Source organism: Acinetobacter sp. R933-2, assembly GCF_030325485.1.
GTDB classification, from domain to species: Bacteria; Pseudomonadota; Gammaproteobacteria; order Pseudomonadales; family Moraxellaceae; genus Acinetobacter; species Acinetobacter sichuanensis.
Genome location: NZ_JACAIJ010000024.1, coordinates 20,727 through 40,756, shown reverse-complemented (window position 1 = coordinate 40,756; position 20,030 = coordinate 20,727). Strand labels below are relative to the sequence as shown.

20 protein-coding genes are annotated in these 20,030 nt (G+C 38.0%); 10 read left to right on the top strand and 10 right to left on the bottom strand.

Translation table 11 applies throughout. The annotated features are described in order from the left end of the window. Positions 1-183: 183 nt before the first annotated feature. Entirely contained in the window at positions 184-657 is a 474-nt protein-coding gene (locus HX005_RS18420) for a hypothetical protein (protein ID WP_107009856.1), read from the bottom strand. Positions 658-834: 177 nt separating this feature from the next. Here HX005_RS18420 and guaD point away from each other — a divergent pair, with 177 nt between their 5' ends. From guaD to HX005_RS18405, 3 genes are all read left to right on the top strand, one after another. Further along, positions 835-2,151: a guanine deaminase gene (gene guaD / locus HX005_RS18415; protein WP_286378464.1), complete on the top strand. Its 1,317-nt coding sequence runs from the start codon at positions 835-837 to the stop codon at positions 2,149-2,151. A gap of 243 nt (positions 2,152-2,394) precedes the next feature. Next, positions 2,395-2,922, top strand: coding sequence for a hypoxanthine phosphoribosyltransferase (hpt, locus tag HX005_RS18410; RefSeq protein WP_107009858.1), 528 nt, complete (start codon positions 2,395-2,397; stop codon positions 2,920-2,922). Positions 2,923-3,129: 207 nt separating this feature from the next. Next, positions 3,130-3,381: a GlsB/YeaQ/YmgE family stress response membrane protein gene (locus tag HX005_RS18405; protein ID WP_107009859.1), complete on the top strand. Its 252-nt coding sequence runs from the start codon at positions 3,130-3,132 to the stop codon at positions 3,379-3,381. A 97-nt stretch (positions 3,382-3,478) separates the two neighbouring features. Here HX005_RS18405 and HX005_RS18400 read toward each other — a convergent pair whose 3' ends face one another. Both HX005_RS18400 and dmeF read right to left on the bottom strand, forming a co-directional pair. Continuing rightward, complete coding sequence (locus tag HX005_RS18400; protein ID WP_286378463.1) at positions 3,479-4,180, bottom strand: DsbC family protein; 702 nt, start codon at positions 4,178-4,180, stop codon at positions 3,479-3,481. Between the two features lie 81 nt (positions 4,181-4,261). Further along, a complete protein-coding gene (gene dmeF / locus HX005_RS18395) occupies positions 4,262-5,227 on the bottom strand; it encodes a CDF family Co(II)/Ni(II) efflux transporter DmeF (protein ID WP_286378462.1) in 966 nt (321 codons plus the stop codon). Positions 5,228-5,314: 87 nt separating this feature from the next. Here dmeF and HX005_RS18390 point away from each other — a divergent pair, with 87 nt between their 5' ends. Both HX005_RS18390 and HX005_RS18385 read left to right on the top strand, forming a co-directional pair. After that, positions 5,315-5,581, top strand: a complete 267-nt coding sequence (locus HX005_RS18390; protein WP_286378461.1) for a metal/formaldehyde-sensitive transcriptional repressor — start codon at positions 5,315-5,317, stop codon at positions 5,579-5,581. Between the two features lie 143 nt (positions 5,582-5,724). After that, positions 5,725-6,915 (top strand): MFS transporter, encoded by a 1,191-nt coding sequence (locus HX005_RS18385; protein ID WP_286378460.1) that lies wholly within the window; start codon positions 5,725-5,727, stop codon positions 6,913-6,915. Positions 6,916-6,994: 79 nt separating this feature from the next. On the opposite strand, the gene HX005_RS18380 is transcribed toward HX005_RS18385, so the two are convergent. The 6 genes from HX005_RS18380 to rpmH form a co-directional block, all read right to left on the bottom strand. Further along, positions 6,995-7,357 (bottom strand): NirD/YgiW/YdeI family stress tolerance protein, encoded by a 363-nt coding sequence (locus HX005_RS18380; RefSeq protein WP_286378459.1) that lies wholly within the window; start codon positions 7,355-7,357, stop codon positions 6,995-6,997. A 133-nt stretch (positions 7,358-7,490) separates the two neighbouring features. Continuing rightward, complete coding sequence (mnmE, locus tag HX005_RS18375; protein ID WP_286378458.1) at positions 7,491-8,855, bottom strand: tRNA uridine-5-carboxymethylaminomethyl(34) synthesis GTPase MnmE; 1,365 nt, start codon at positions 8,853-8,855, stop codon at positions 7,491-7,493. A gap of 91 nt (positions 8,856-8,946) precedes the next feature. Then, complete coding sequence (gene yidC, locus HX005_RS18370) at positions 8,947-10,686, bottom strand: membrane protein insertase YidC (protein ID WP_286378457.1); 1,740 nt, start codon at positions 10,684-10,686, stop codon at positions 8,947-8,949. A 5-nt stretch (positions 10,687-10,691) separates the two neighbouring features. Then, positions 10,692-11,012, bottom strand: a complete 321-nt coding sequence (gene yidD, locus HX005_RS18365) for a membrane protein insertion efficiency factor YidD (protein ID WP_107009867.1) — start codon at positions 11,010-11,012, stop codon at positions 10,692-10,694. A 9-nt stretch (positions 11,013-11,021) separates the two neighbouring features. Beyond that, on the bottom strand, positions 11,022-11,414 hold the full coding sequence (gene rnpA, locus HX005_RS18360) for a ribonuclease P protein component (protein WP_107009868.1): 393 nt from the start codon (positions 11,412-11,414) through the stop codon (positions 11,022-11,024). Positions 11,415-11,449: 35 nt separating this feature from the next. After that, entirely contained in the window at positions 11,450-11,584 is a 135-nt protein-coding gene (rpmH, locus tag HX005_RS18355; protein ID WP_000831329.1) for a 50S ribosomal protein L34, read from the bottom strand. A 663-nt stretch (positions 11,585-12,247) separates the two neighbouring features. Here rpmH and dnaA point away from each other — a divergent pair. From dnaA to HX005_RS18330, 5 genes are all read left to right on the top strand, one after another. After that, complete coding sequence (gene dnaA / locus HX005_RS18350; protein ID WP_286378456.1) at positions 12,248-13,633, top strand: chromosomal replication initiator protein DnaA; 1,386 nt, start codon at positions 12,248-12,250, stop codon at positions 13,631-13,633. 110 nt (positions 13,634-13,743) lie between these two features. Continuing rightward, on the top strand, positions 13,744-14,892 hold the full coding sequence (gene dnaN, locus HX005_RS18345) for a DNA polymerase III subunit beta (RefSeq protein ID WP_286378455.1): 1,149 nt from the start codon (positions 13,744-13,746) through the stop codon (positions 14,890-14,892). A gap of 24 nt (positions 14,893-14,916) precedes the next feature. After that, positions 14,917-15,999 (top strand): DNA replication/repair protein RecF, encoded by a 1,083-nt coding sequence (gene recF / locus HX005_RS18340; protein WP_286378454.1) that lies wholly within the window; start codon positions 14,917-14,919, stop codon positions 15,997-15,999. Positions 16,000-16,053: 54 nt separating this feature from the next. Further along, positions 16,054-18,525, top strand: a complete 2,472-nt coding sequence (gene gyrB / locus HX005_RS18335) for a DNA topoisomerase (ATP-hydrolyzing) subunit B (RefSeq protein ID WP_286378453.1) — start codon at positions 16,054-16,056, stop codon at positions 18,523-18,525. Positions 18,526-18,699: 174 nt separating this feature from the next. Further along, positions 18,700-19,050, top strand: a complete 351-nt coding sequence (locus HX005_RS18330; protein ID WP_107009873.1) for a hypothetical protein — start codon at positions 18,700-18,702, stop codon at positions 19,048-19,050. A 287-nt stretch (positions 19,051-19,337) separates the two neighbouring features. On the opposite strand, the gene HX005_RS18325 is transcribed toward HX005_RS18330, so the two are convergent. Beyond that, positions 19,338-19,988, bottom strand: a complete 651-nt coding sequence (locus HX005_RS18325) for a DUF6304 family protein (protein WP_286378452.1) — start codon at positions 19,986-19,988, stop codon at positions 19,338-19,340. Between the last annotated feature and the right edge of the window lie 42 nt (positions 19,989-20,030).

Genomic DNA, 20,030 nt, shown 5'->3' with positions numbered 1-20,030 from the left:
AGTTTTGCGGATGACAATGGTTTTGCCTACTTTTGCCGAAACAAAAGTAGGTCGAGCCGAAGGCTAATCCCAAATTTCAACTTTAGATGTAAGACCCCGTCATGTAAATTTAGCTTTTGCTTTTTTCAGCTATTTAATTTAAATCCAATGCGTAACATCAGTTATTCAAATCTATTATTAATTTTAAATCGTATGCTCTGCGACACGCTTCATGTACTTATTCAAACGAGTAAAAAATAAAATCTGTAAAAATATAGTAAATGCTGATACACACCATTCATACCATAGGTCAAAAGCGGTATTTTCAAGTTGGAAAAATTGATAAATTCCCAGTAAAACTAAGCCAAACACAATACCTGCGACTGTGGTTTGTAACAAAATGGGGAAGGAAAGTGCAGTGACTCGGTTCATAAAATGCACACCATTGTCACCGCCATTGGCAACATAGGTTCGTTGAATACCTATAAACATAATCATTAACGTTAATACAGCTTCAACACCAATCACACGTACATCATAATAAGGCGACAACATCCCATAGTAATAAGCAACACTGACCACCAAAGCAGCAATTAAGTAATAGTTTTTATAATGGCGTTTTTCAAGCGTATCTTCTGACAGTTCATGTGCCAAAGCTTTGGTATTCCAGAAATACATAAATATTGTTATCTCTTATTGGATCATTTGTGCACACTTTACGCATTCTATAGACAAAGATAAAGCCCTCTATCTGACTTTCCACCTGAATCCCCCGACAAGCTCAAGACAAAAGTCTGAAGCATTTTTTGAAATGGGCTACAATCAACTGAAAAAATTCAAAAACGCAGGTTAAATATGTCTTCTGTAGTTACAACGACAGCGATTCGTGGTCGCTTTCTCGATATTCAGAATACAGTTGCCCAAGCGCGTGATCTACACGACCAAGTGCGATATGTAGAAGATGGTCTACTCCTTACTTTAAATGGAAAAATCAGTTGGTTTGGTGACTGGCAAACAGGTCAGCATCTGATTCCACCCAATACCCAGATTGAACATTATCCTGAACATCTGATTGTCCCTGGTTTTATTGACACGCATATTCATTTTCCACAAACCGAAATGGTGGGCGCCTATGGTGAACAGCTTTTAGAATGGCTCAATACCTATACCTTCCCAACTGAAATGCAATTTGCTGATAAAAACTATGCAGATCAGATTGCCCATTTTTTTGTCAATGAATTACTGAAAAATGGCACGACCACGGCATTGGTTTTTTGTACGGTTCATCCACAATCGGTTGATGCTTTATTTGAAGCGGCTGAACGTCACCAAATGCGCTTGATCGCAGGTAAAGTGATGATGGATCGTCATGCACCTGAAGAGCTCACCGACACCGCTGAAACAGCTTATAGCGACTCCAAAGCCCTCATTGAAAAATGGCATGGCAAAGGGCGTAACCTGTATGCGATTACCCCACGTTTTGCTCCGACCTCAACCCCTGAACAATTAGAGCGGGCAGGGCAGCTCAAAGCAGAATATCCTGATGTTTATGTGCATACGCATCTCAGTGAAAATAAAAATGAAATTGCATGGGTCAAAGAATTATTCCCTGAGCAAGAAGGCTATTTAGATGTTTACCATCACTATGGCTTAACAGGGGAGCGCTCTGTATTTGCCCATTGTGTGCATTTGGAAGAGCATGAATGGGATTGTATGCATGACACAGATTCAGCTATTGCGTTTTGTCCAACCTCAAACCTGTTTCTTGGCAGTGGCTTATTTCCATTGAAAAAAACGTGGGAAAAACAAGTCAAAGTTGGGCTTGGTACGGATATTGGTGCAGGGACATCATTCTGTCAGTTACAAACCCTGAATGAAGCCTATAAAGTACAACAACTACAGGGCGATAAACTGTCTGCCTTCGAGTCGCTGTATCATGCAACTTTGGGTGGTGCCAAAGCCTTAGACTTGCAAGATAAATTAGGCAACTTCAATGTTGGCAAAGAAGCAGATTTTGTGGTCTTGAACTTAAAAGCGACAGCACTACAGCAGTTACGTCAGCAACGTGCCAAAAATATTGAAGATGCGTTATTTGCTTTATTTACTATGGGTGATGATCGCAATATTCAAGCCACCTATATCTATGGAAATAAAGCCTATGAACAAAGCTAAGTCGCCACAGCAAAAGCCGAAAAAATCCAAGAAAAAATTGATTTTAATCGGGACAGTTTTTGTGGTCTGTGCGCTCTTGCTGAAAAAAGATGCTCATTAAAATTTAGTGCGTTTACATTTCAACTGGCAAAAAAGATGCATCTTCAGTCGATATGTTTTAAAATTGATGCATCTTATAGGTGTTGCTCGTCAACACCTTTTTTAATTTGTGAATTTGATATTTTTTAGTTTTAGGTATTTCCCATGACTGTTGAAATGAAAGTAATGATTTCTGCTGAAGAAATTCAAGCAAAAGTTCAAGAACTTGGTCAGCACATTAATGCGCATTATGCCAATAGCGATAAAGAATTGGTATTAATCGGTTTATTGCGTGGTTCAGTAATTTTCATGGCAGATCTTTGCCGTACAATCAACAAAGAACATGAACTCGACTTTATGACTGTGTCGAGTTATGGCGGTGGTACAACTTCAACACGTGATGTCAAAATTTTAAAAGACCTTGATGGTGAAATTCGTGGCAAAGATGTACTCATCATTGAAGACATCATCGACTCAGGTAATACCTTAAGCAAAGTGCTCGAAATTTTAAGCACGCGCCAACCCAATTCTATTGAACTGTGTACTTTAGTCAGCAAGCCTTCACGCCGTGAAATTGAACTGGATGTGAAGTTTTTAGGCTTTGAAGTCGAAGATAAATTTATTGTGGGTTATGGTTTGGACTATGACCAGAAATATCGTCATCTGCCTTTTATTGGTGAAATTGGTCTGTAATTCAGACTTGATATAATTTCTCAAATAATACTTAAGCGACTTCGGTCGCTTTTTTAATTTCTCTTACAAACCAATAAAAAAATTTTAAAATGCACAAAAACACAACAACTTGTAGCAGAGTAAATCTTTTATTTTTCATCAAAATATTCAACTATTAAATAGATCGAATTCCTTTACTTAGATAAGATTAAAACAAGGAGAAAGATGATGATGGCATTAATTGGCGCAATCATTATTGGTTTTTTTGCAGGTCTAATTGCACGAGCAATTCATCCAGGAAATGATAAAGCAGGCTTTCTTGTTACTACTGCACTAGGGATCGTGGGTTCTTTAGTCGCAACATATGGTGGTCAGTTATTAGGCTTATACCCTAAAGGTGCATCAGCAGGCTTTATTGCGTCAGTCATTGGGGCAATTGTCGTATTATTTATCTATAATATGATTGCAAAAAGAACTTAAGATGCTTTTTAAAGCATCCATAAAACAGTTTAATTTTCATCAAAAAGCATCGAAATTCGATGCTTTTTTACATAAAGTATAGTAATGATCGAACCACTTATTGTCCCATGGATTTCCATATTTTTTCTATTTGCTCAGCAGGGTAGGCACCTAATACCACCTTTCCATTGGAGAAAATAATCGCAGGTGTACCGTGTAAACCTAATTTTTGCCCCAAAGCTAGATTACGTTCAATTGGATTATCACAAGTAGACTTTGCTGTAGGCATAATACCTTTTTGTAATAAATTCTCCCAAGCAAATGCCTTGTTGTCTGAACACCATACTTGTTTGGATGGAATCATAGACTGTCTTTTTATGGGATAAATAAAGGTATAAATCGTGACATTATCCAGTTGAGCTAAATTGCCTTCAAGACTCTTACAATATGGGCAATTTGGGTCAGAAAAGATGGCGAGCTGACGCTTACCATTCCCCCTGACGGTCTTAATTGCATCATTAAAAGGTAGCTGATTAAAGTCGACAGTATTTTGTTTCGTCACCAAATCTTTGGTCAGGTTCTTTTGGTCTTGCAGCCGAATCATTGAACCAATAAACAGATGCTGTACATCTTCATTGACGTAAACCACCTGACCATCGAGACTCCCACTATACAAACCTTGCATTTCAGTGGCTTGTAAATTTTCAATTTTAACTTTGGGATACTGTTGCGACAGTTTGGCTTTGACACTGTCGACATTGGCAAAACTGCTGCCACAAACAGCGAAACTTAAACTCAATGCGATCAATTGCTTTAACATATTGAATAAATATCTTAGAAATTTAAATAATCAAAATATTAAAGCATAATCTGTCCAATGAGATGTTGAAGAACTGTTGTTTCAATGCGTTCCACGTGGAACAAAGTTAAACATTGCAGGACGATTGATTTCCACAGAAATATGTACCAATTCCGCATGGATTGATAATGCCTGACGAATACGATCTGCGGTTAAATCCTGAAGTGGTGTTTGCAACGCTAGAATTACCGAAAACTTGCCTTTACCCACTTTCCAGACATGCAGATCTGTAATCTGAATATCCAACTTTAAATCTGAAATCACTTCGCGGACTTCGTCTACTACAGGATGATCCATTTCAGCATCCAATAGGGTTTTCCCAGTTTCTTTGATCAGTCCAAATGACCATTTACCCACCAAAATTGCACCGACAATCCCCAATAAAGCATCCAGAAAATCCCAACCAAAATATTTTCCTGCAAATAAAGCAATGATGGCTAAAACAGAGGTTAAGGCATCTGCAACCACATGTAAAAATGCCGCTTTTTGGTTTAAATCATGCTCGTGATGGTCGCTATGTTCATGTGAATGATGGTGATGGTGATGGTGATGGTGATGGTCATCATGCAATAACCACGCACAAATCAGGTTAATCACTAAACCTAAAACCGCAATAACAATTGCTTCATTATAATGAATCTGTACAGGATTAAATAAACGCTCAACCGATTGAAAAGCCATAAATAAAGCCACGACCATCAACAAAATTGCACTGCTGTAACCTGCAAGAATCTCGATTTTCCAAGTCCCAAAACTAAAACGGGCATCTTGTGCATAATGCCGTGCTGCACGATAAGCCATATACGCTAAACCAAGCGCTAACATATGGGAACTCATATGCCAGCCATCGGCAAGCAAAGCCATTGAATTAAAAATCCAACCGCCTGCAATCTCAAAAATCATCATCAGCCCTGTCAAAATCGTGGCAAATAAGATTTTCTTTTGTGCTAAAGGATTACCTTGATCAAATTGATGAGAATGCTGCCGTTGAATGTTTTTAAATTGCATGTGAATTGAACCCAATATACTCCCCTAGAGTATATTATCGAATTTTAAAATATACTATAAGGGAGTATATTTTTTTGGAGTCAATAGATGGGACATTTACATCAGGATCAAAAAGTTTTAAATCGGGTCAAGCGTCTCAAAGGGCAGATCAATGCTGTGGAAGAGTCTTTAACTCAACAGGACAAACCCTGTATTGAAGTTTTACAGCAGGTTGCTGCCATTAAAGGTGCGGTAAATGGTTTGATGAATGAACTGATCGAAACACATTTAAGAGAACATGTTATTTCAGATCATCAGGCTGTGGATGAAGCAGAGCTTGAGATTTTTATGCAATTGTTAAAACGCTATGGATAATTTGACCAACTGCTCAAAAACACATTGACCTGTTACTGATTAAGTTTTAATCTGATATTGCATCAGACTCCTCCTGCCAAACTCAACTTCCTCGGGCTTGGCTTTTTTTATCTGCAAATTTTTATAAATTAAGTGCTCAATACATGAATCAGCAATCATGGCGTCCATTTTTAATGGTGAGCCTAGCCCTGTGTATCGGAACAATTGGAACCGCGTTAGCAAGTCCCTTATACCCGATTTATCAACAACTTTGGCATCTGCTTCCAAGTCATATTACCTATATTTTTGTGGCGTATATGTTTGGTTGTTTGACGACTTTATTGTTTTTAGGACGTAGCAGTAATAGTTTTGGATTTATTCGTACCCTGCAGGCAGGTTTAGCCTTTGCTATCGTTGGCTTGGGACTTTCTGTCTTTGCGAGCAATGCTTATTTTTTAGGATTTGGACGCTTTATTATTGGAATTGCCTCAGGTCTAATCAGTACCTCGGCAATGCTTGGGCTGATTTACACCATTCCAGACACACATAAACAAAGTGCTGCACAGCTCAGCTCCATCATCACGGTATTGGGTTTTGGTTTTGGTCCTCTGATCGGTGGCGCAATTGCACAAGTTTCAGATGCGCCCTTGGTTACGCCTTATCTTCCCGTGATTATTGCGGCAGCGATCAGTTTTTTCAGTTTATTTAGCATTAAAACCATGCAATTTGAAAAACAAAATTTTTCGGTTGCACCACATTTGGAACTGCCTGAAATACATTTTAAAACGCTGTTTTATCTTGCCAGTTTTACTGCTTTTTGCGCCTTTGGTTCATTCAGTTTATTCGCTTCGCTTGCACCCTCATTTATTAAAGATGTGATTCCTTGGCATGGTCCTTTGGTCAGTGGTGCGACCATTGCCAGTATTTTATTGGTTTCAGCCTGTGCCCAGTTTATGGCGAAATCGCTCAATATGCATAAAGCATTAAATGCAGGTCTAATCTTGTTATTAATCAGTTATCTGATTCTTACGATTTGTATGACCATGCACTTGAGTTTTTTATTCTTTTTGAGTGTGATTTGTGTGGGAATGGGACATGGCTTAGGTCTACTTGGTGCTTTTGCCCTGATTCATCACATGACCAACGTCGATAATCGCGCAGCAGTAGTCTCCACGTATTTATTTATTGCCTACTTTGGCACCATCGTCCCGATCATTGGTGCAGGCTATTTGTCAGATCATTTCGGCTTAATGACAGGCGTATTGGGCTTTTGTGCAGGAATGGGTTTACTGTGTCTGTATTTATTGATTCATCATTTGAAAAGTACAACGAATTCAGCAACGCTTCCAAGCTAAAATTAAGCAGTAGGGATGACTGATTGAGCCGATCCCTACCGATTCAATTTAAAGCACTGATTTCAAGTTTTAATTAAATTTAGGGTAAAATTTCAAGCTGAACCACATCAATATCAGTTGGTTTATAACGGTGTGTATCTACTTCACCAATCACTTTGACCTGTGTTCCTGCCTTTAATTTTGCAGCATTGACTAGATCATCATCTACCTCAATATTAATGGTGCCTGTATGATCTTTTAGCTCATAGTGCTCCGCTTTGGTTTTACGTACAATTTTACCTGTCAGCGTTACTGCTGTTTCATCCTTGGCTTTCAGCGCTTGTCCAACAGTCAACTGATTCTTTGCCGCTTCTTGAATGATGACATGATCATCTTTACCTGCCCAAACATTGGCTGTTAAACCGAGTAAAAGAACAGAAAGCAATAAAGGAGATTTTTTCATGCAAAAGTACCTTTGCTGGATGTCGGTCTTTAGCTTAAAGAGGATGTTTTACCCTGTAAATCAAAGTTACGTAATAATAAAAATTGATAAAAAAAGCTGACATTTGGTCAGCTTTATTCAGTGAATTGGGTTGTTATTTCCCGATACAAAATGATCCAAAGATCACCCCGAGCAGATCATCGGCACTGAAGTCACCTGTAATCTCACCCAACGCATTTTGTGCCAAACGCAATGACTCTGCGACCAATTCTCCAGCATGATAAACCACAAGCTGCTCATGTGCTTCTGCCAAATAGCTTTGTGTACGCTTCATTGCGTCTAAATGACGCGTTCTGGCAATAAAGGTATCTTCTTCAGGGTGGAAGCCTGCATGCGCTGTAATCGCCTCTATGAGCGCCTGTACGCCCATTTCCTGTTTAGCTGAGACAGTAATATGTCGAAAACTTTCAAAATCGCTTAATTCAGGTGGTTGTGCAGTTAAATCACATTTGTTACCGATCAGCATTAATCGCTTTGGTTCCAAATGATCGGCAAAATATTCCTGCGCCAAAGTCAATGGATGTTCACCCTGACTTAAATCATAAACCAGTAATAATAAATCAGCTTGTTCAATTTCCTGAATCGCACGGCGAATACCCTCACGCTCAACCACATCGCCTGTTTCACGTAAACCAGCGGTATCAGTTAAGGTAATCGGTAAACCATTTAAGGTGATTTTTTCATGTAAAACATCACGGGTCGTTCCTGCAATATCCGTCACAATGGCACGATCATTGCCTGCCAAAGCATTGAGTAATGAAGATTTACCAGCATTGGGTTTACCTGCAATCACTACCTGTAAGCCTTCACGTAACAACTGCCCCTGACGCGCAGATTGCTGTACCGCTGTCACCGAAGATTGCACATCCTCCAATAAACTCAAAATCTTACCATCGGCAAGAAAGTCGATTTCTTCTTCAGGAAAATCAATAGCTGCTTCAACGTGTAAACGTAAATGAATCAATTTTTGTAAAACGGTATTTACTTTATTGGAAAATGCACCTTGTAAGGAACGTACCGCAGAGCGTGCAGCCGCCTGTGAAGTGGCATCAATTAAATCAGCAATCGCTTCAGCCTGCACTAGATCCATTTTGCCATTTTCAAACGCACGCATGGAAAATTCACCTGCTTTTGCCGCAGTCGCACCAAGCTCAAGTAAACGTGCCAATAAAGCATTTTGAATCACAGGTCCACCATGCCCTTGTAATTCCACCACATCTTCGCCCGTAAATGAATTTGGATTTGGGAAACAAATCACCAAACCTTCATCCATCACTTCATTGCGTTCATCTAAAAACTGACGAAAACCTGCAAAACGGGCTTTTGGTAGGCTTTTTTGAGTGAATGCCTCTGCAATGGCATAAGCTTTCGGTCCAGATAGACGAATCACACCTACACCACCACGCCCCGGTGGCGTCGCAATGGCTGCAATTGTGGTTTGGCTGATAGGGTTACTCATCTAGATCACTCAAATTTTAACAATAAAAAAATCCGCCTAAGATTAACATCTCAAGCGGATTTTTTCAGCTATTGCTGTGTGATTAACTCACTTAGGCAACATCTTTGGTCAGTTTTGCTTTTTCAACAGATTTGTTGATAAACCATTGCTGTAAAATTGTGATCGAGTTGTTCACAATCCAGTATAAAACCAAGCCAGCAGGGAAGAACAGCATAAATACTGTAAACATGATTGGCATAATTTTGAAAACTTTGGCTTGCATTGGATCAGCAGGTTGTGGGTTCAAACTTTGTTGAACAAACATGGTTACACCCATCAACAACGGTAAGATGAACCAAGGATCCATCGCTGACAAATCCTGAATCCAAAGCATCCAAGGTGCATGACGAAGTTCTACAGACTCCATGAGTACCCAGTACAATGCTAAGAAAATCGGCATTTGTAGCAATAGCGGTAAACAACCAGAAAGCGGATTCACTTGCTCGCGTTTGTAAAGTGCCATCATTTCTTGTGAGAAACGCATACGGTCTTCACCAAACTCTTCTTTCATGCGTTGCATTTCAGGTGCAATCACACGCATTTTCGCCATTGAGCGATAGCTCTTAGACGATAATGGCCAAAGAATCAGTTTCACCAAGACAGTCAATAGAATAATTGACCAACCCCAGTTGCCCACTACGTTATGGAACATTTGCAAGCCCATAAACAATAATTTGGCAATAGGCCATAACCAACCATAATCTACAGTTTGGTTTAAGCCAACAGCTAAGTCTTTCAATTCAGATTGAATTTTAGGGCCCGCATAGAATGTTGCATCAATGCTCATGGCTTTGCCAGCAGGAACATTAATTGTTGGAGAAGTAAAACCAATGATATTCATACCATCAGAAGATTTACGTGACTCCAATTTTGCTGTGTATTCTTGACCACCAAAATGACCAGGAATCCAAGCACTCACAAAATAATGTTGAACAACTGCAACCCAACCACCTTTCGCTTGGGTATCCAATTTTTCTTCAGAAAAATTGGCAAATTTTAATTTATTATAATGCTCATCAGGTGTACCCCAGGCACCGCCTAAGAATGTCCCTAAAGTAAAGATCCCTTGATCAGATTTGCCTGGATCTTCAGAGTTATCACGTTTGAGCTGCCCAAACATTTGACCCTGCCAATTTTGCGCGCTACGGTTCACCACCTGATAGCTGACGTCAATTGGATAAGCACCTTGTTTAAAGTTAAAGCTTTTAATGATTTCCACGCCATCAGCTGTTTTGAAAACCATTGGCACAGTTAAAGTTTTAACAACTTTACCATCTTTATCTTTAACATCTTTTGAGTCTGCTACGGTATATGCCGCTTTTTCAAACTCATAATTTGGACGTCCTGCACGACTACTGTCTGGTCCATTTAAACCAATTAAGCCTGATTGAGCGACATAGGTACGCTTAGCATCACTTTCAAGCATAACAAAAGGTTCATCACTGTTTTTACTTTTATCATGGTTGAGCAATTCAATACGCACAATATCACCACCTTTTGGACTAATCCAAACATGGTAAAGGTCAGTTTGTACTGAAATCAGTTGTTGATTTGCGGTTGCGGGTGCAGTATTTGGTTGTTGTGCAGCAGCAATATTTGCTTGCGGAACATCGCTAGAAGCCGCAGTCGTTTGACCATTTGGTAAGTCGGCAGAAACATCATGCGCTACGACCGCAGCAGGCTGCGCTTTCGTAGGTTCTACATGACCATAATCTTTTTGCCACGCCAAAATGAGCAAATATGCGACGACAAACATGGCCCCGAGAATTGCAAACCTGGCCCATTGTTGCATATCTATTACCCCAAGTGGTTAGAGTGATGTTGGTTCGAAAAACGTTCACGCAAGGGTACAGCAACATGAAACGTTTGAGAATCTATTTGCTGAAATGAAATAAAACGAATTGCTTTTTTAGGCACAGGATCATAACCAAATCCTCCCCATGGATGGCATCGGCAAATACGCTTTGCAGCGAACCAACTACCCTTAAAAGCGCCATAGCTATGGATTGCTTCTAAGGAATACTGAGAACAAGTTGGAATATAACGACAACGAGGTCCAATGAGGGGACTAATCGCAACTTGATAGAAACGAATCAACCAATGCAATATACGAACCATTGGCTTTCTCTATTTTTGAGGAGAGGAAATTGCTGTTTTATGGTGCTTTTTAACAAGGCGTTGCAATTTCTGCCATGCAAATTTTAACTGCTCATGCAGTTCAGCATTGGAAATTGTGTCTATCCCCATTTTAGGCATGACGACAATATCTAATAATTCAATATTTTGCTGATTGAGGCGAAAACTTTCACGCGCCAAACGTTTTATTCGATTTCTTTCATGTGCACGGCGAACTTTTTTCTTAGCAACAACTATACCCAAACGGCTTTTAGGCTGTTCGGTAATTTTTGCTAAAAATAAGAAATGGGGTTGATGCACTTTAAAAAGCGCACCATCAAATACACCTTTGTAATCTGCAGCACAGCGGATTCTTACCTCTGGACTGAAACTATAAAGTGACATAACACCCAAATCGTATAACTTAACTATTTAATAAATTAAACAGTTAAGCTATGACGACCTTTTGCACGACGACGAGCTAATACTTGACGACCAGCTTTAGTAGCCATACGAGCACGGAAACCATGAACGCGTTTGCGCTTTAATTCAGATGGTTGGAATGTACGTTTCATGTTGAAACTCCAATGTTGATCTTTCTCTAAAGGTTCGCGATTGTATTGTGCATTGTTTATGCTGTCAATGAATATACGAAGTTGTTACTCTTTTTTTACATATTTAATTTTTTTATTGTTTTTGTTAAAAATGATATTTACAAATAAAACATGGCTAATCAAAGAATAAGTTATTGCTTTTTAAAATAATTAAGTTATCCATAAGAATACCCACAAACTTATCAACAGGTTTACCCATAGTTTATTGATTTATTCACAATTGTATCTCTATTTTTTGAATTTAAATTTAAAATAATGACTTATCCACAAATTTCTTTGAGCTTATTAATAAATTCAAATTTATAAATTTAAATTTATTATTATTAGTACTGCTTTTTTCTGAGGAAAAGTCATTTTTATCTTTATTAATTATATATTTATGCTGTGTATAACTTTGGATATTTCTTGTTGATAAATTGTGGGTAAGTTTTAGTTGTATTTTATCCACAGCTTATGTTAGAACTTATCCACAATGGATTTAAATTTAATTTTTATTGGTGGAGAGTGGTTTTTTTATACAATTCACTGTGAATTAATCATGACAGATGTGGATAACTTGGTTAGAATGGCGACCCCCAGCGTTATGGGTTATCTTTTTTAAACTTTGAATGGAAGGAGTTTCACATGCTTTGGACAGACTGCTTAACTCGCTTGCGACAAGAGCTCTCTGATAATGTCTTTGCCATGTGGATTCGTCCTTTGGTTGCAGATGAGACAAATGATACCTTAAGACTTTATGCGCCTAATCCTTATTGGACGCGTTATATTCAAGAGCATCATTTGGAACTCATTACTATTTTGGCAGAGCAATTGTCAGAAGGGCGTGTTTGTAAAGTTGAAATTTTAGTTGATTCTAGACCAGGTGCTATTCTTTCTGTGGCAGAACAACCAGCGACAACGACAGCAGCTTTAGAGACGACTCCTGTTGTTAACACTAAAGTGAAAAAAGAAAAAGAAGCCGAAGTTGTTGGTAATAAAAATTTTAAGAAGAAAGTTCTAAATCCGTTATTTACATTTGCTTTGTTTGTTGAGGGTCGCTCTAACCAAATGGCGGCAGAAACATGTCGTAAAGTTTTAACTCAACTGGGTGAATCTCAGCACAATCCATTATTTTTATATGGACCAACGGGTTTAGGTAAAACCCATTTGATGCAAGCAGTTGGAAATGCATTATTGCAAGCAAAACCGAATGCACGTGTGATGTATATGACTGCTGAAAGTTTTGTTCAAGATTTTGTTAGTTCTTTGCAAAAAGGCAAAGTTGAAGAATTTAAAAAAAATTGCCGTTCATTAGATCTGTTATTGGTCGATGATATTCATTTGTTGGCTGGTAAAGAAGCGAGTTTAGTTGAATTTTTCTATACGTTTAATGCTTTATTAGATGAGTCTAAACAAATTATTTTAACGTCAGATCGTTATCCAAAAGAGTTAACCGAACTTGATCCACGATTGGTTTCACGTTTTTCGTGGGGTTTATCTGTTGGAGTTGAGCCACCTGATATCGAAACACGAATTGAAATTTTGTTGAAAAAAGCTGAAAGCAATGGTGTTGATTTGCCTCGCAACTGTGCATTGTTTATTGCTCAACAAGTCGTTGCCAATGTGCGTGAGTTAGAAGGTGCATTGAACAAAGTAGTCGCTATTTCACGTTTTAAAGGGGCGACCATTGATCTGGATATTGTTCGTGAATCATTAAAAGATGTCTTAGCGATTCGAGCACGTACAATTAGCACTGAAAATATTCAGCGTGTTGTGAGTGAATATTTCCGTATTCCTCTTAAAGAATTAGTTGGACCTAAACGAACTCGTATTTATGCACGTCCACGTCAACTTGCAATGGGTTTGGCGCGTGAATTAACAGGAGATAGTTTTCCTGAAATTGGCATGGCTTTTGGTGGGCGTGACCATAGTACAGTGATGCATGCTTGTGAAAAAGTGCAAAGTTTATGCAATGAAGATCCTATTTTTAATGAGGATTATAAAAATTTAATGCGTTTACTTCAAAGCTAATTTTTGATCAAATTCTGCTCTTGCAATGCGGTATAATCTACCGCATAGTACAGGGCAAATAATATATTTACCCCCCATTTTTCAGTTGTAAAATTTAGAGGAATTCCACCGTGCGTTTGAAAATCGCGAAAGAAAGTTTGCTCAATGTTTTGTCTAATGTTGTAGGTGCTGTCGAACGTCGCCACACATTAAACATTCTTTCAAACGTTAAAATTCAAGCGACAGAACAAGCTTTGATTATTACAGGATCGGACTTGGAAGTGGAATTGGTCGCAAGTACAGCTCTTGCTGAGGGTGCTTGTATCCAAGCAGGGCAGACAACGGTACCCGCACGTAAATTAGTTGATATTTGTAAGTCTTTGCCTGCTGCTGCATTGATTGATTTACAGATTACTGAAGATCAGCGTTGTATTTTGAAATCGGGTAATAGTCGTTTTGTGTTAGGTACTTTACCTGCTGAAGATTATCCATTGTTAACGACTGAAAATACTCAGGGTACACATGTTCAAGTGACTGAGCGTGAATTAAAACGTTTATTTGAAAAAACGGCATTTGCTATGGCTGTGCAAGATGTACGTTTTTATTTGACAGGTACTTTGTTGGAAATTGACCAAAATCAGTTACGTGCAGTGACTACGGATGGGCATCGTTTAGCATTGTGTGAAACATTAGCAGAGTCAAATGCAACTCAATTAGTACAGGCAATTGTGCCACGTAAGGCTGTGGCTGAATTGCAGCGTTTGTTGAGCATTGAAGATGATAATTTAACGTTATTGATTGGGCGTGAGTTATTGAATGTCATGATTCAAGCACCAAGTCGTGATAAAGAACAGGGTGAAATTACTGTACGTTTTACCACTAAGTTAATTGATGGAAAATTCCCAGATTATCGTCGTGTTATTCCACGTGGTGGTGATAAAAATGTATTCATTACTCACGATGTATTTAAACAATCATTACAACGTGTTGCGATTTTAAGTAATGAAAAGCTACGTGGAGTTTTCCTGAATTTTAATGCAGATTCTTTACAATTACGTGCAAATAACCCAGAGCAAGATGAAGCAATTGAAGATTTAGCAATTCAATATAATAATACACCAATGGAAATGTCATTTAATGCACAATATATTTTAGATGTTTTAGGTGTATTAGATGGTGATGATGTATCTATGACGATGTCTGAATCAAATCAGTCGGTTTTGGTGCAAGATCCAAACCAAAACAATCAAACTTATGTTGTTATGCCAATGCGTGTTTAAGTTCAGCTTAGATCATTTCATCACATGCATATTACACGCTTAAATATACAACGTGTTCGAAATCTAAAAACGGTTGCACTCCACGAGTTGCAGCCGTTTAATGTTTTTTATGGCAAAAATGGTTCAGGTAAAACTTCAATTTTAGAAGCGATCCATTTGTTAGCAACAGGGCGTTCTTTTCGTACCCATATTCCCAAACATTATATTCAAAATAACAGTACAGATGCTTTGGTTTTTGCTCAATCTGCAACTGAAAAAATTGGCATGCAAAAATTACAAAGTGGTGAGCAGCTTATCAAGGTCAATGGTGACTCTGTTGCAACACAAGGACAGTTAGCCAAAATCTTACCTTTACAACTGATCGACCCACTGAGTACTGATATTATTGATCATGGAGCAAAACCTCGGCGTCAACTTTTAGACTGGTTAATGTTTCACGTGGAACCTGAGTTTTACCATGCATGGCAGTATTATTCACGTGCACTGAAACAACGCAATAGTTTGCTGAAAACCAAGCGTAATTTAAGTTTAGCTGAGCTTGAACCTTGGAATAAAATGTTAAGTGAATATGGTGAGATCCTGCACTCTCAGCGTCTTGAAATTGTGGAACAATGGAAAGTTTATTTGGCACAAGACCTGCAAGTTTTATTGCCTAATTTGAGTATTGAAATGGACTATAGTGCTGGCTTTCATGTAGAGCATGGTTTGGCACATGACCTGATCAATTATCATCAAAAAGATGTAGAGCGGCGTTATACTGAATATGGACCACACCGTGCAGATCTACGTTTAAAAACACCAACAGGAGATGCTGATGTTGTTCTTTCTCGTGGGCAAAAAAAGTTATTGATCATGGCATTAAAACTATCACAAATTGCCATGCTACATGCTTGTAATAAGGAAACTGTGGTATTATTAGATGATGTGACAGCAGAATTAGATTTAACTGCACAACAGCGTTTAATTGAACGATTAAGCCAACTTGGAAGTCAGGTTTTTTTGACCACATTGGACCAAGATTCAGTAAAAAAACACTTACATGATTTGTCGATTTCCTACCAATTATTCAATGTTGATAACGGTCAAGTTCAACTTGTTGTGCCATGATTTTTTTATTTTAAGCTAATTCTTAATAGACCTATTTTTCGCTAGGGAGAAACCATGAGTTCAGAAGATCAAATCGCTTCTCAAACAGAACCAACCACTGAAAAGGCTTATGATTCCTCTAGTATCAAAGTATTACGTGGTTTAGACGCTGTACGTAAGCGTCCGGGAATGTATATCGGCGATACGGATGATGGTTCAGGCTTACACCATATGGTGTTTGAAGTTGTCGATAATGCCATTGATGAAGCTTTAGCTGGTCATTGTGATGAAATTATTGTCACGATTCATGAAGATGAGTCTGTGAGTGTGTCTGATAATGGTCGTGGGATCCCAACAGATATTCATCCTGAAGAAGGGGTGTCAGCAGCAGAGGTTATTTTAACGATTCTGCATGCAGGTGGTAAGTTTGACGATAACAGCTATAAGGTTTCTGGTGGTTTACACGGTGTAGGTGTTTCTGTTGTAAATGCTTTATCTAGTAAGCTTGAGTTAACCATCCATCGTGCAGGTCATGTTCACCAACAAGAATATAAACATGGTGATCCTGTTTATGCTTTAAAAGTGATTGGCGATACAAACATCAGTGGAACGACTGTACGCTTCTGGCCAAGTGCTGAAACGTTTAGCCAGACGATTTTTAATGTTGATATTTTGGCACGTCGTTTACGTGAACTTTCATTTTTAAATGCAGGGGTACGTATTGTTCTACGTGATGAACGTATCAGTGCTGAACATATTTTTGATTATGAAGGTGGTCTGTCTGAGTTTGTAAAATATATTAACCAAGGCAAAACTCATCTCAATGATATTTTTCATTTTACGACTCAAACGCTTGAAACAGGCATCACTGTAGAAGTGGCATTGCAGTGGAATGATACGTATCAGGAAAATGTACGTTGTTTTACGAACAACATTCCACAAAAAGACGGTGGCACACATTTAGCTGGTTTCCGTGCTGCGTTAACACGTGGTTTAAACCAGTATATGGAAAGTGAAAATATCCTTAAAAAAGAAAAAGTTGCTGTTTCTGGTGATGATGCACGTGAAGGTTTAACTGCGATTGTTTCAGTAAAAGTACCTGATCCAAAATTTTCTTCACAAACCAAAGAAAAACTAGTTTCAAGCGAAGTAAAATCTGCAGTTGAACAAGCAATGAATAAAGCGTTCTCTGAATATCTTTTAGAGAATCCTCAGGCTGCAAAATCAATTGCAGGTAAAATCATTGATGCGGCACGTGCGCGTGATGCTGCTCGTAAAGCCCGTGAAATGACACGTCGTAAGAGTGCATTGGATATTGCTGGGCTGCCTGGAAAATTAGCAGATTGCCAAGAAAAAGATCCTGCATTATCTGAACTTTATTTAGTGGAAGGTGACTCTGCGGGTGGTTCGGCAAAACAAGGTCGTAACCGTAAAATGCAAGCGATCTTGCCGCTTAAAGGTAAAATTTTAAACGTAGAGCGTGCCCGTTTTGATAAGATGATTTCTTCACAAGAAGTCGGTACTTTGATTACAGCATTGGGTTGCGGCATTGGACGTGAAGAATACAATCCTGACAAATTGCGTTATCACAAAATCATTATCATGACCGATGCGGACGTGGATGGTTCACATATTCGTACGCTTTTATTGACTTTCTTCTTCCGTCAAATGCCTGAATTAGTGGAACGAGGTCATATTTATATTGCACAACCACCGCTGTATAAATTGAAAAAAGGTAAGCAAGAGCAGTACATTAAAGATAATGACGCTTTAGAAACTTTCCTGATTTCTAGTGCAATTGATGAATTAGAGTTACATATTAGTGCAGATGCACCTGCAATTCGTGGTGAAGCATTAGCAAATGTCATTGCTGATTATCAAACTTCACAGAAAAGTCTACAGCGTTTAACTGTACGTTATCCTGCGACTTTACTTGATGGTTTATTAGGTTTAGAAGCATTTAAACTTGACCAAAATCATGATCAAAATTATGTGAAAGAGTGGGGTGAAAACCTGCGTCTTGCGATTGAAACAGCACAAGCAAGTTTACGTCCTGAACTGAGTCTTGAAAGTTTTGAACGTGAAAATGCTGAGGGTGTTCGTTCGACGGTATATTTCCCACGTTTAACGATTTATGTACATAATTTGCCACATCATTATTTATTAGATGCCAATTTATTAGCATCAAGTGAATATATTCGTTTGTTGAAAAACTCAAAAAGCTGGTTCACTTTATTGGAAAATGGTGCATTTTTACAAAAAGGTGAGCGTAAAATTAACGTATCGACATTCCATCAAGTTTGGCAACAAATCATCTCTGACTCGCGTCGTGGCATGATGATTCAGCGCTATAAAGGCTTAGGTGAAATGAATGCAGAGCAGCTTTGGGAAACTACAATGGATCCTGAAAACCGTAATATGTTACAGGTCACAATTGATGATGCGATTGAAGCAGATCGTATGTTTGCATGTTTGATGGGTGATGATGTTGAACCACGTCGTGCATTTATTGAAGAAAATGCTTTGAATGCTGATATTGATGCTTAATTAAGTTTATCCCTGTTTAAATAACCCTAAATGATATATTTGGGGTTATTTTTTGCCTGTAATTTTGTATCAATCTTAGGATTATTTGTATATCTAAAATTATTTTATCAAAGTGACTTATTTCTATGTCAGTATTTATTTCATAGACAATAGTATATAAAACAAGAGGCTAGAATGATGGATAATCAATTAGAGCACACCCGAGATATTTGGGTAAATGCTTTTTTTACAGGAAATTATGATGTTCTTGCTCAGTATGAAGATGAGCATTTTAAAGTGATTTATGAAAAAGATGGACGTATAGAAGGGAATTTTACACGTTATGAAAAGATCGCTCATGCTGTGAAAAATGGTGTCTGGAAACCTCAAAAACCCAATGTAAAAAGTGAAGAATATGAGTTCAATCGTGAGCAAACTTTATGTATGGTTTTGATTCATTTAGAAGATAGTACGACAGTCATTCAGGAGCAATGGGTATATGAACAAGAATGGAAAATTACTGAACTGCGTTTTTTAAAAAGTTAATTTGACCGCTTTGTGTATAAATAGAGATAGGCTGTGGATAACTTTGCTGTTATCCGCAGATGTAGATTGACTTATACACAAGTGGATATTTCATTGTATTGGGTTGTTGTGCTGGAAATCTGAGTTGTGTTTTTTATTCTGCTTTTAGCTAAGATTTGATGACTGAGGATAACTTGGGTTTTATCCCTAAAAACTGTGGATAACTTTTTTCAAGTTGGGGAAAAGTCTAGTGTTATACACATCAAAGCGATGTATATAGATGGCATAGTTTATTGACATGTTTTAGATTAATCGATGGTACCGCGATAACCGACTTGTTGATCGCGTATGGTGTAATCTTCACAGCAATAAATTTCCTGATTACAAAAATCAACTGCATCTAATTGCATATAATCATCTTTATTTTTTACTGCCAAATAGTTTGATTTTTGCTGTTTAAAACACCCCATACTGCCCATTTGTGCTTGCCCATAAACACTATAATCTGCATATAAACAGCCATAACAGTTTTTAAAGCGATATTTTCCTTGAAATTGTCGTTGTATTTGATCAAATAAACCTTCAAAGTCGCTATGAGATGCTGAGTAGCATTGACCTGATAATTCAAAATCTAAGTGCACGCTATATACGGTTTGGTGCATTTCAATCTGTAAATTAGATTTACATTGGAAAATTTGCTGATTTTCAATTTCAATGATGGTTAAAGGGAGATTGATTTGCAGTTTATAATTGATCAGAGCATCTTTTGCCCAAGTAAATTGCTGAGCTTGGTCTTGGGTTAAAGTACTTGTATTGTGAATAGTTAAATCATCAAAATCAGTTGCGATAAAAGAAATATTACGGATTTTAAAACTTAAGAATTTGAAATTATTGATAATCCTTATAGGAACAGAGCCGAATATATCTGTATAGATACCATCATAATATTCTATTTTCATTTTTATGATGAGTGCAGAGAAAAGAGAAAGTAGTTTAGCACT

What these genes read in the sequence shown, in the direction of transcription:
- HX005_RS18420 (WP_107009856.1), bottom strand. Translation starts at nt 657, where the DNA reads ATGTATTTCTGGAATACCAAAGCTTTGGCACATGAACTGTCAGAAGAT.
- guaD (WP_286378464.1), top strand. Translation starts at nt 835, where the DNA reads ATGTCTTCTGTAGTTACAACGACAGCGATTCGTGGTCGCTTTCTCGAT.
- hpt (WP_107009858.1), top strand. Translation starts at nt 2,395, where the DNA reads ATGACTGTTGAAATGAAAGTAATGATTTCTGCTGAAGAAATTCAAGCA.
- HX005_RS18405 (WP_107009859.1), top strand. Translation starts at nt 3,130, where the DNA reads ATGATGGCATTAATTGGCGCAATCATTATTGGTTTTTTTGCAGGTCTA.
- HX005_RS18400 (WP_286378463.1), bottom strand. Translation starts at nt 4,180, where the DNA reads ATGTTAAAGCAATTGATCGCATTGAGTTTAAGTTTCGCTGTTTGTGGC.
- dmeF (WP_286378462.1), bottom strand. Translation starts at nt 5,227, where the DNA reads ATGCAATTTAAAAACATTCAACGGCAGCATTCTCATCAATTTGATCAA.
- HX005_RS18390 (WP_286378461.1), top strand. Translation starts at nt 5,315, where the DNA reads ATGGGACATTTACATCAGGATCAAAAAGTTTTAAATCGGGTCAAGCGT.
- HX005_RS18385 (WP_286378460.1), top strand. Translation starts at nt 5,725, where the DNA reads ATGAATCAGCAATCATGGCGTCCATTTTTAATGGTGAGCCTAGCCCTG.
- HX005_RS18380 (WP_286378459.1), bottom strand. Translation starts at nt 7,357, where the DNA reads ATGAAAAAATCTCCTTTATTGCTTTCTGTTCTTTTACTCGGTTTAACA.
- mnmE (WP_286378458.1), bottom strand. Translation starts at nt 8,855, where the DNA reads ATGAGTAACCCTATCAGCCAAACCACAATTGCAGCCATTGCGACGCCA.
- yidC (WP_286378457.1), bottom strand. Translation starts at nt 10,686, where the DNA reads ATGCAACAATGGGCCAGGTTTGCAATTCTCGGGGCCATGTTTGTCGTC.
- yidD (WP_107009867.1), bottom strand. Translation starts at nt 11,012, where the DNA reads ATGGTTCGTATATTGCATTGGTTGATTCGTTTCTATCAAGTTGCGATT.
- rnpA (WP_107009868.1), bottom strand. Translation starts at nt 11,414, where the DNA reads ATGTCACTTTATAGTTTCAGTCCAGAGGTAAGAATCCGCTGTGCTGCA.
- rpmH (WP_000831329.1), bottom strand. Translation starts at nt 11,584, where the DNA reads ATGAAACGTACATTCCAACCATCTGAATTAAAGCGCAAACGCGTTCAT.
- dnaA (WP_286378456.1), top strand. Translation starts at nt 12,248, where the DNA reads ATGCTTTGGACAGACTGCTTAACTCGCTTGCGACAAGAGCTCTCTGAT.
- recF (WP_286378454.1), top strand. Translation starts at nt 14,917, where the DNA reads ATGCATATTACACGCTTAAATATACAACGTGTTCGAAATCTAAAAACG.
- gyrB (WP_286378453.1), top strand. Translation starts at nt 16,054, where the DNA reads ATGAGTTCAGAAGATCAAATCGCTTCTCAAACAGAACCAACCACTGAA.
- HX005_RS18330 (WP_107009873.1), top strand. Translation starts at nt 18,700, where the DNA reads ATGATGGATAATCAATTAGAGCACACCCGAGATATTTGGGTAAATGCT.
- HX005_RS18325 (WP_286378452.1), bottom strand. Translation starts at nt 19,988, where the DNA reads ATGAAAATAGAATATTATGATGGTATCTATACAGATATATTCGGCTCT.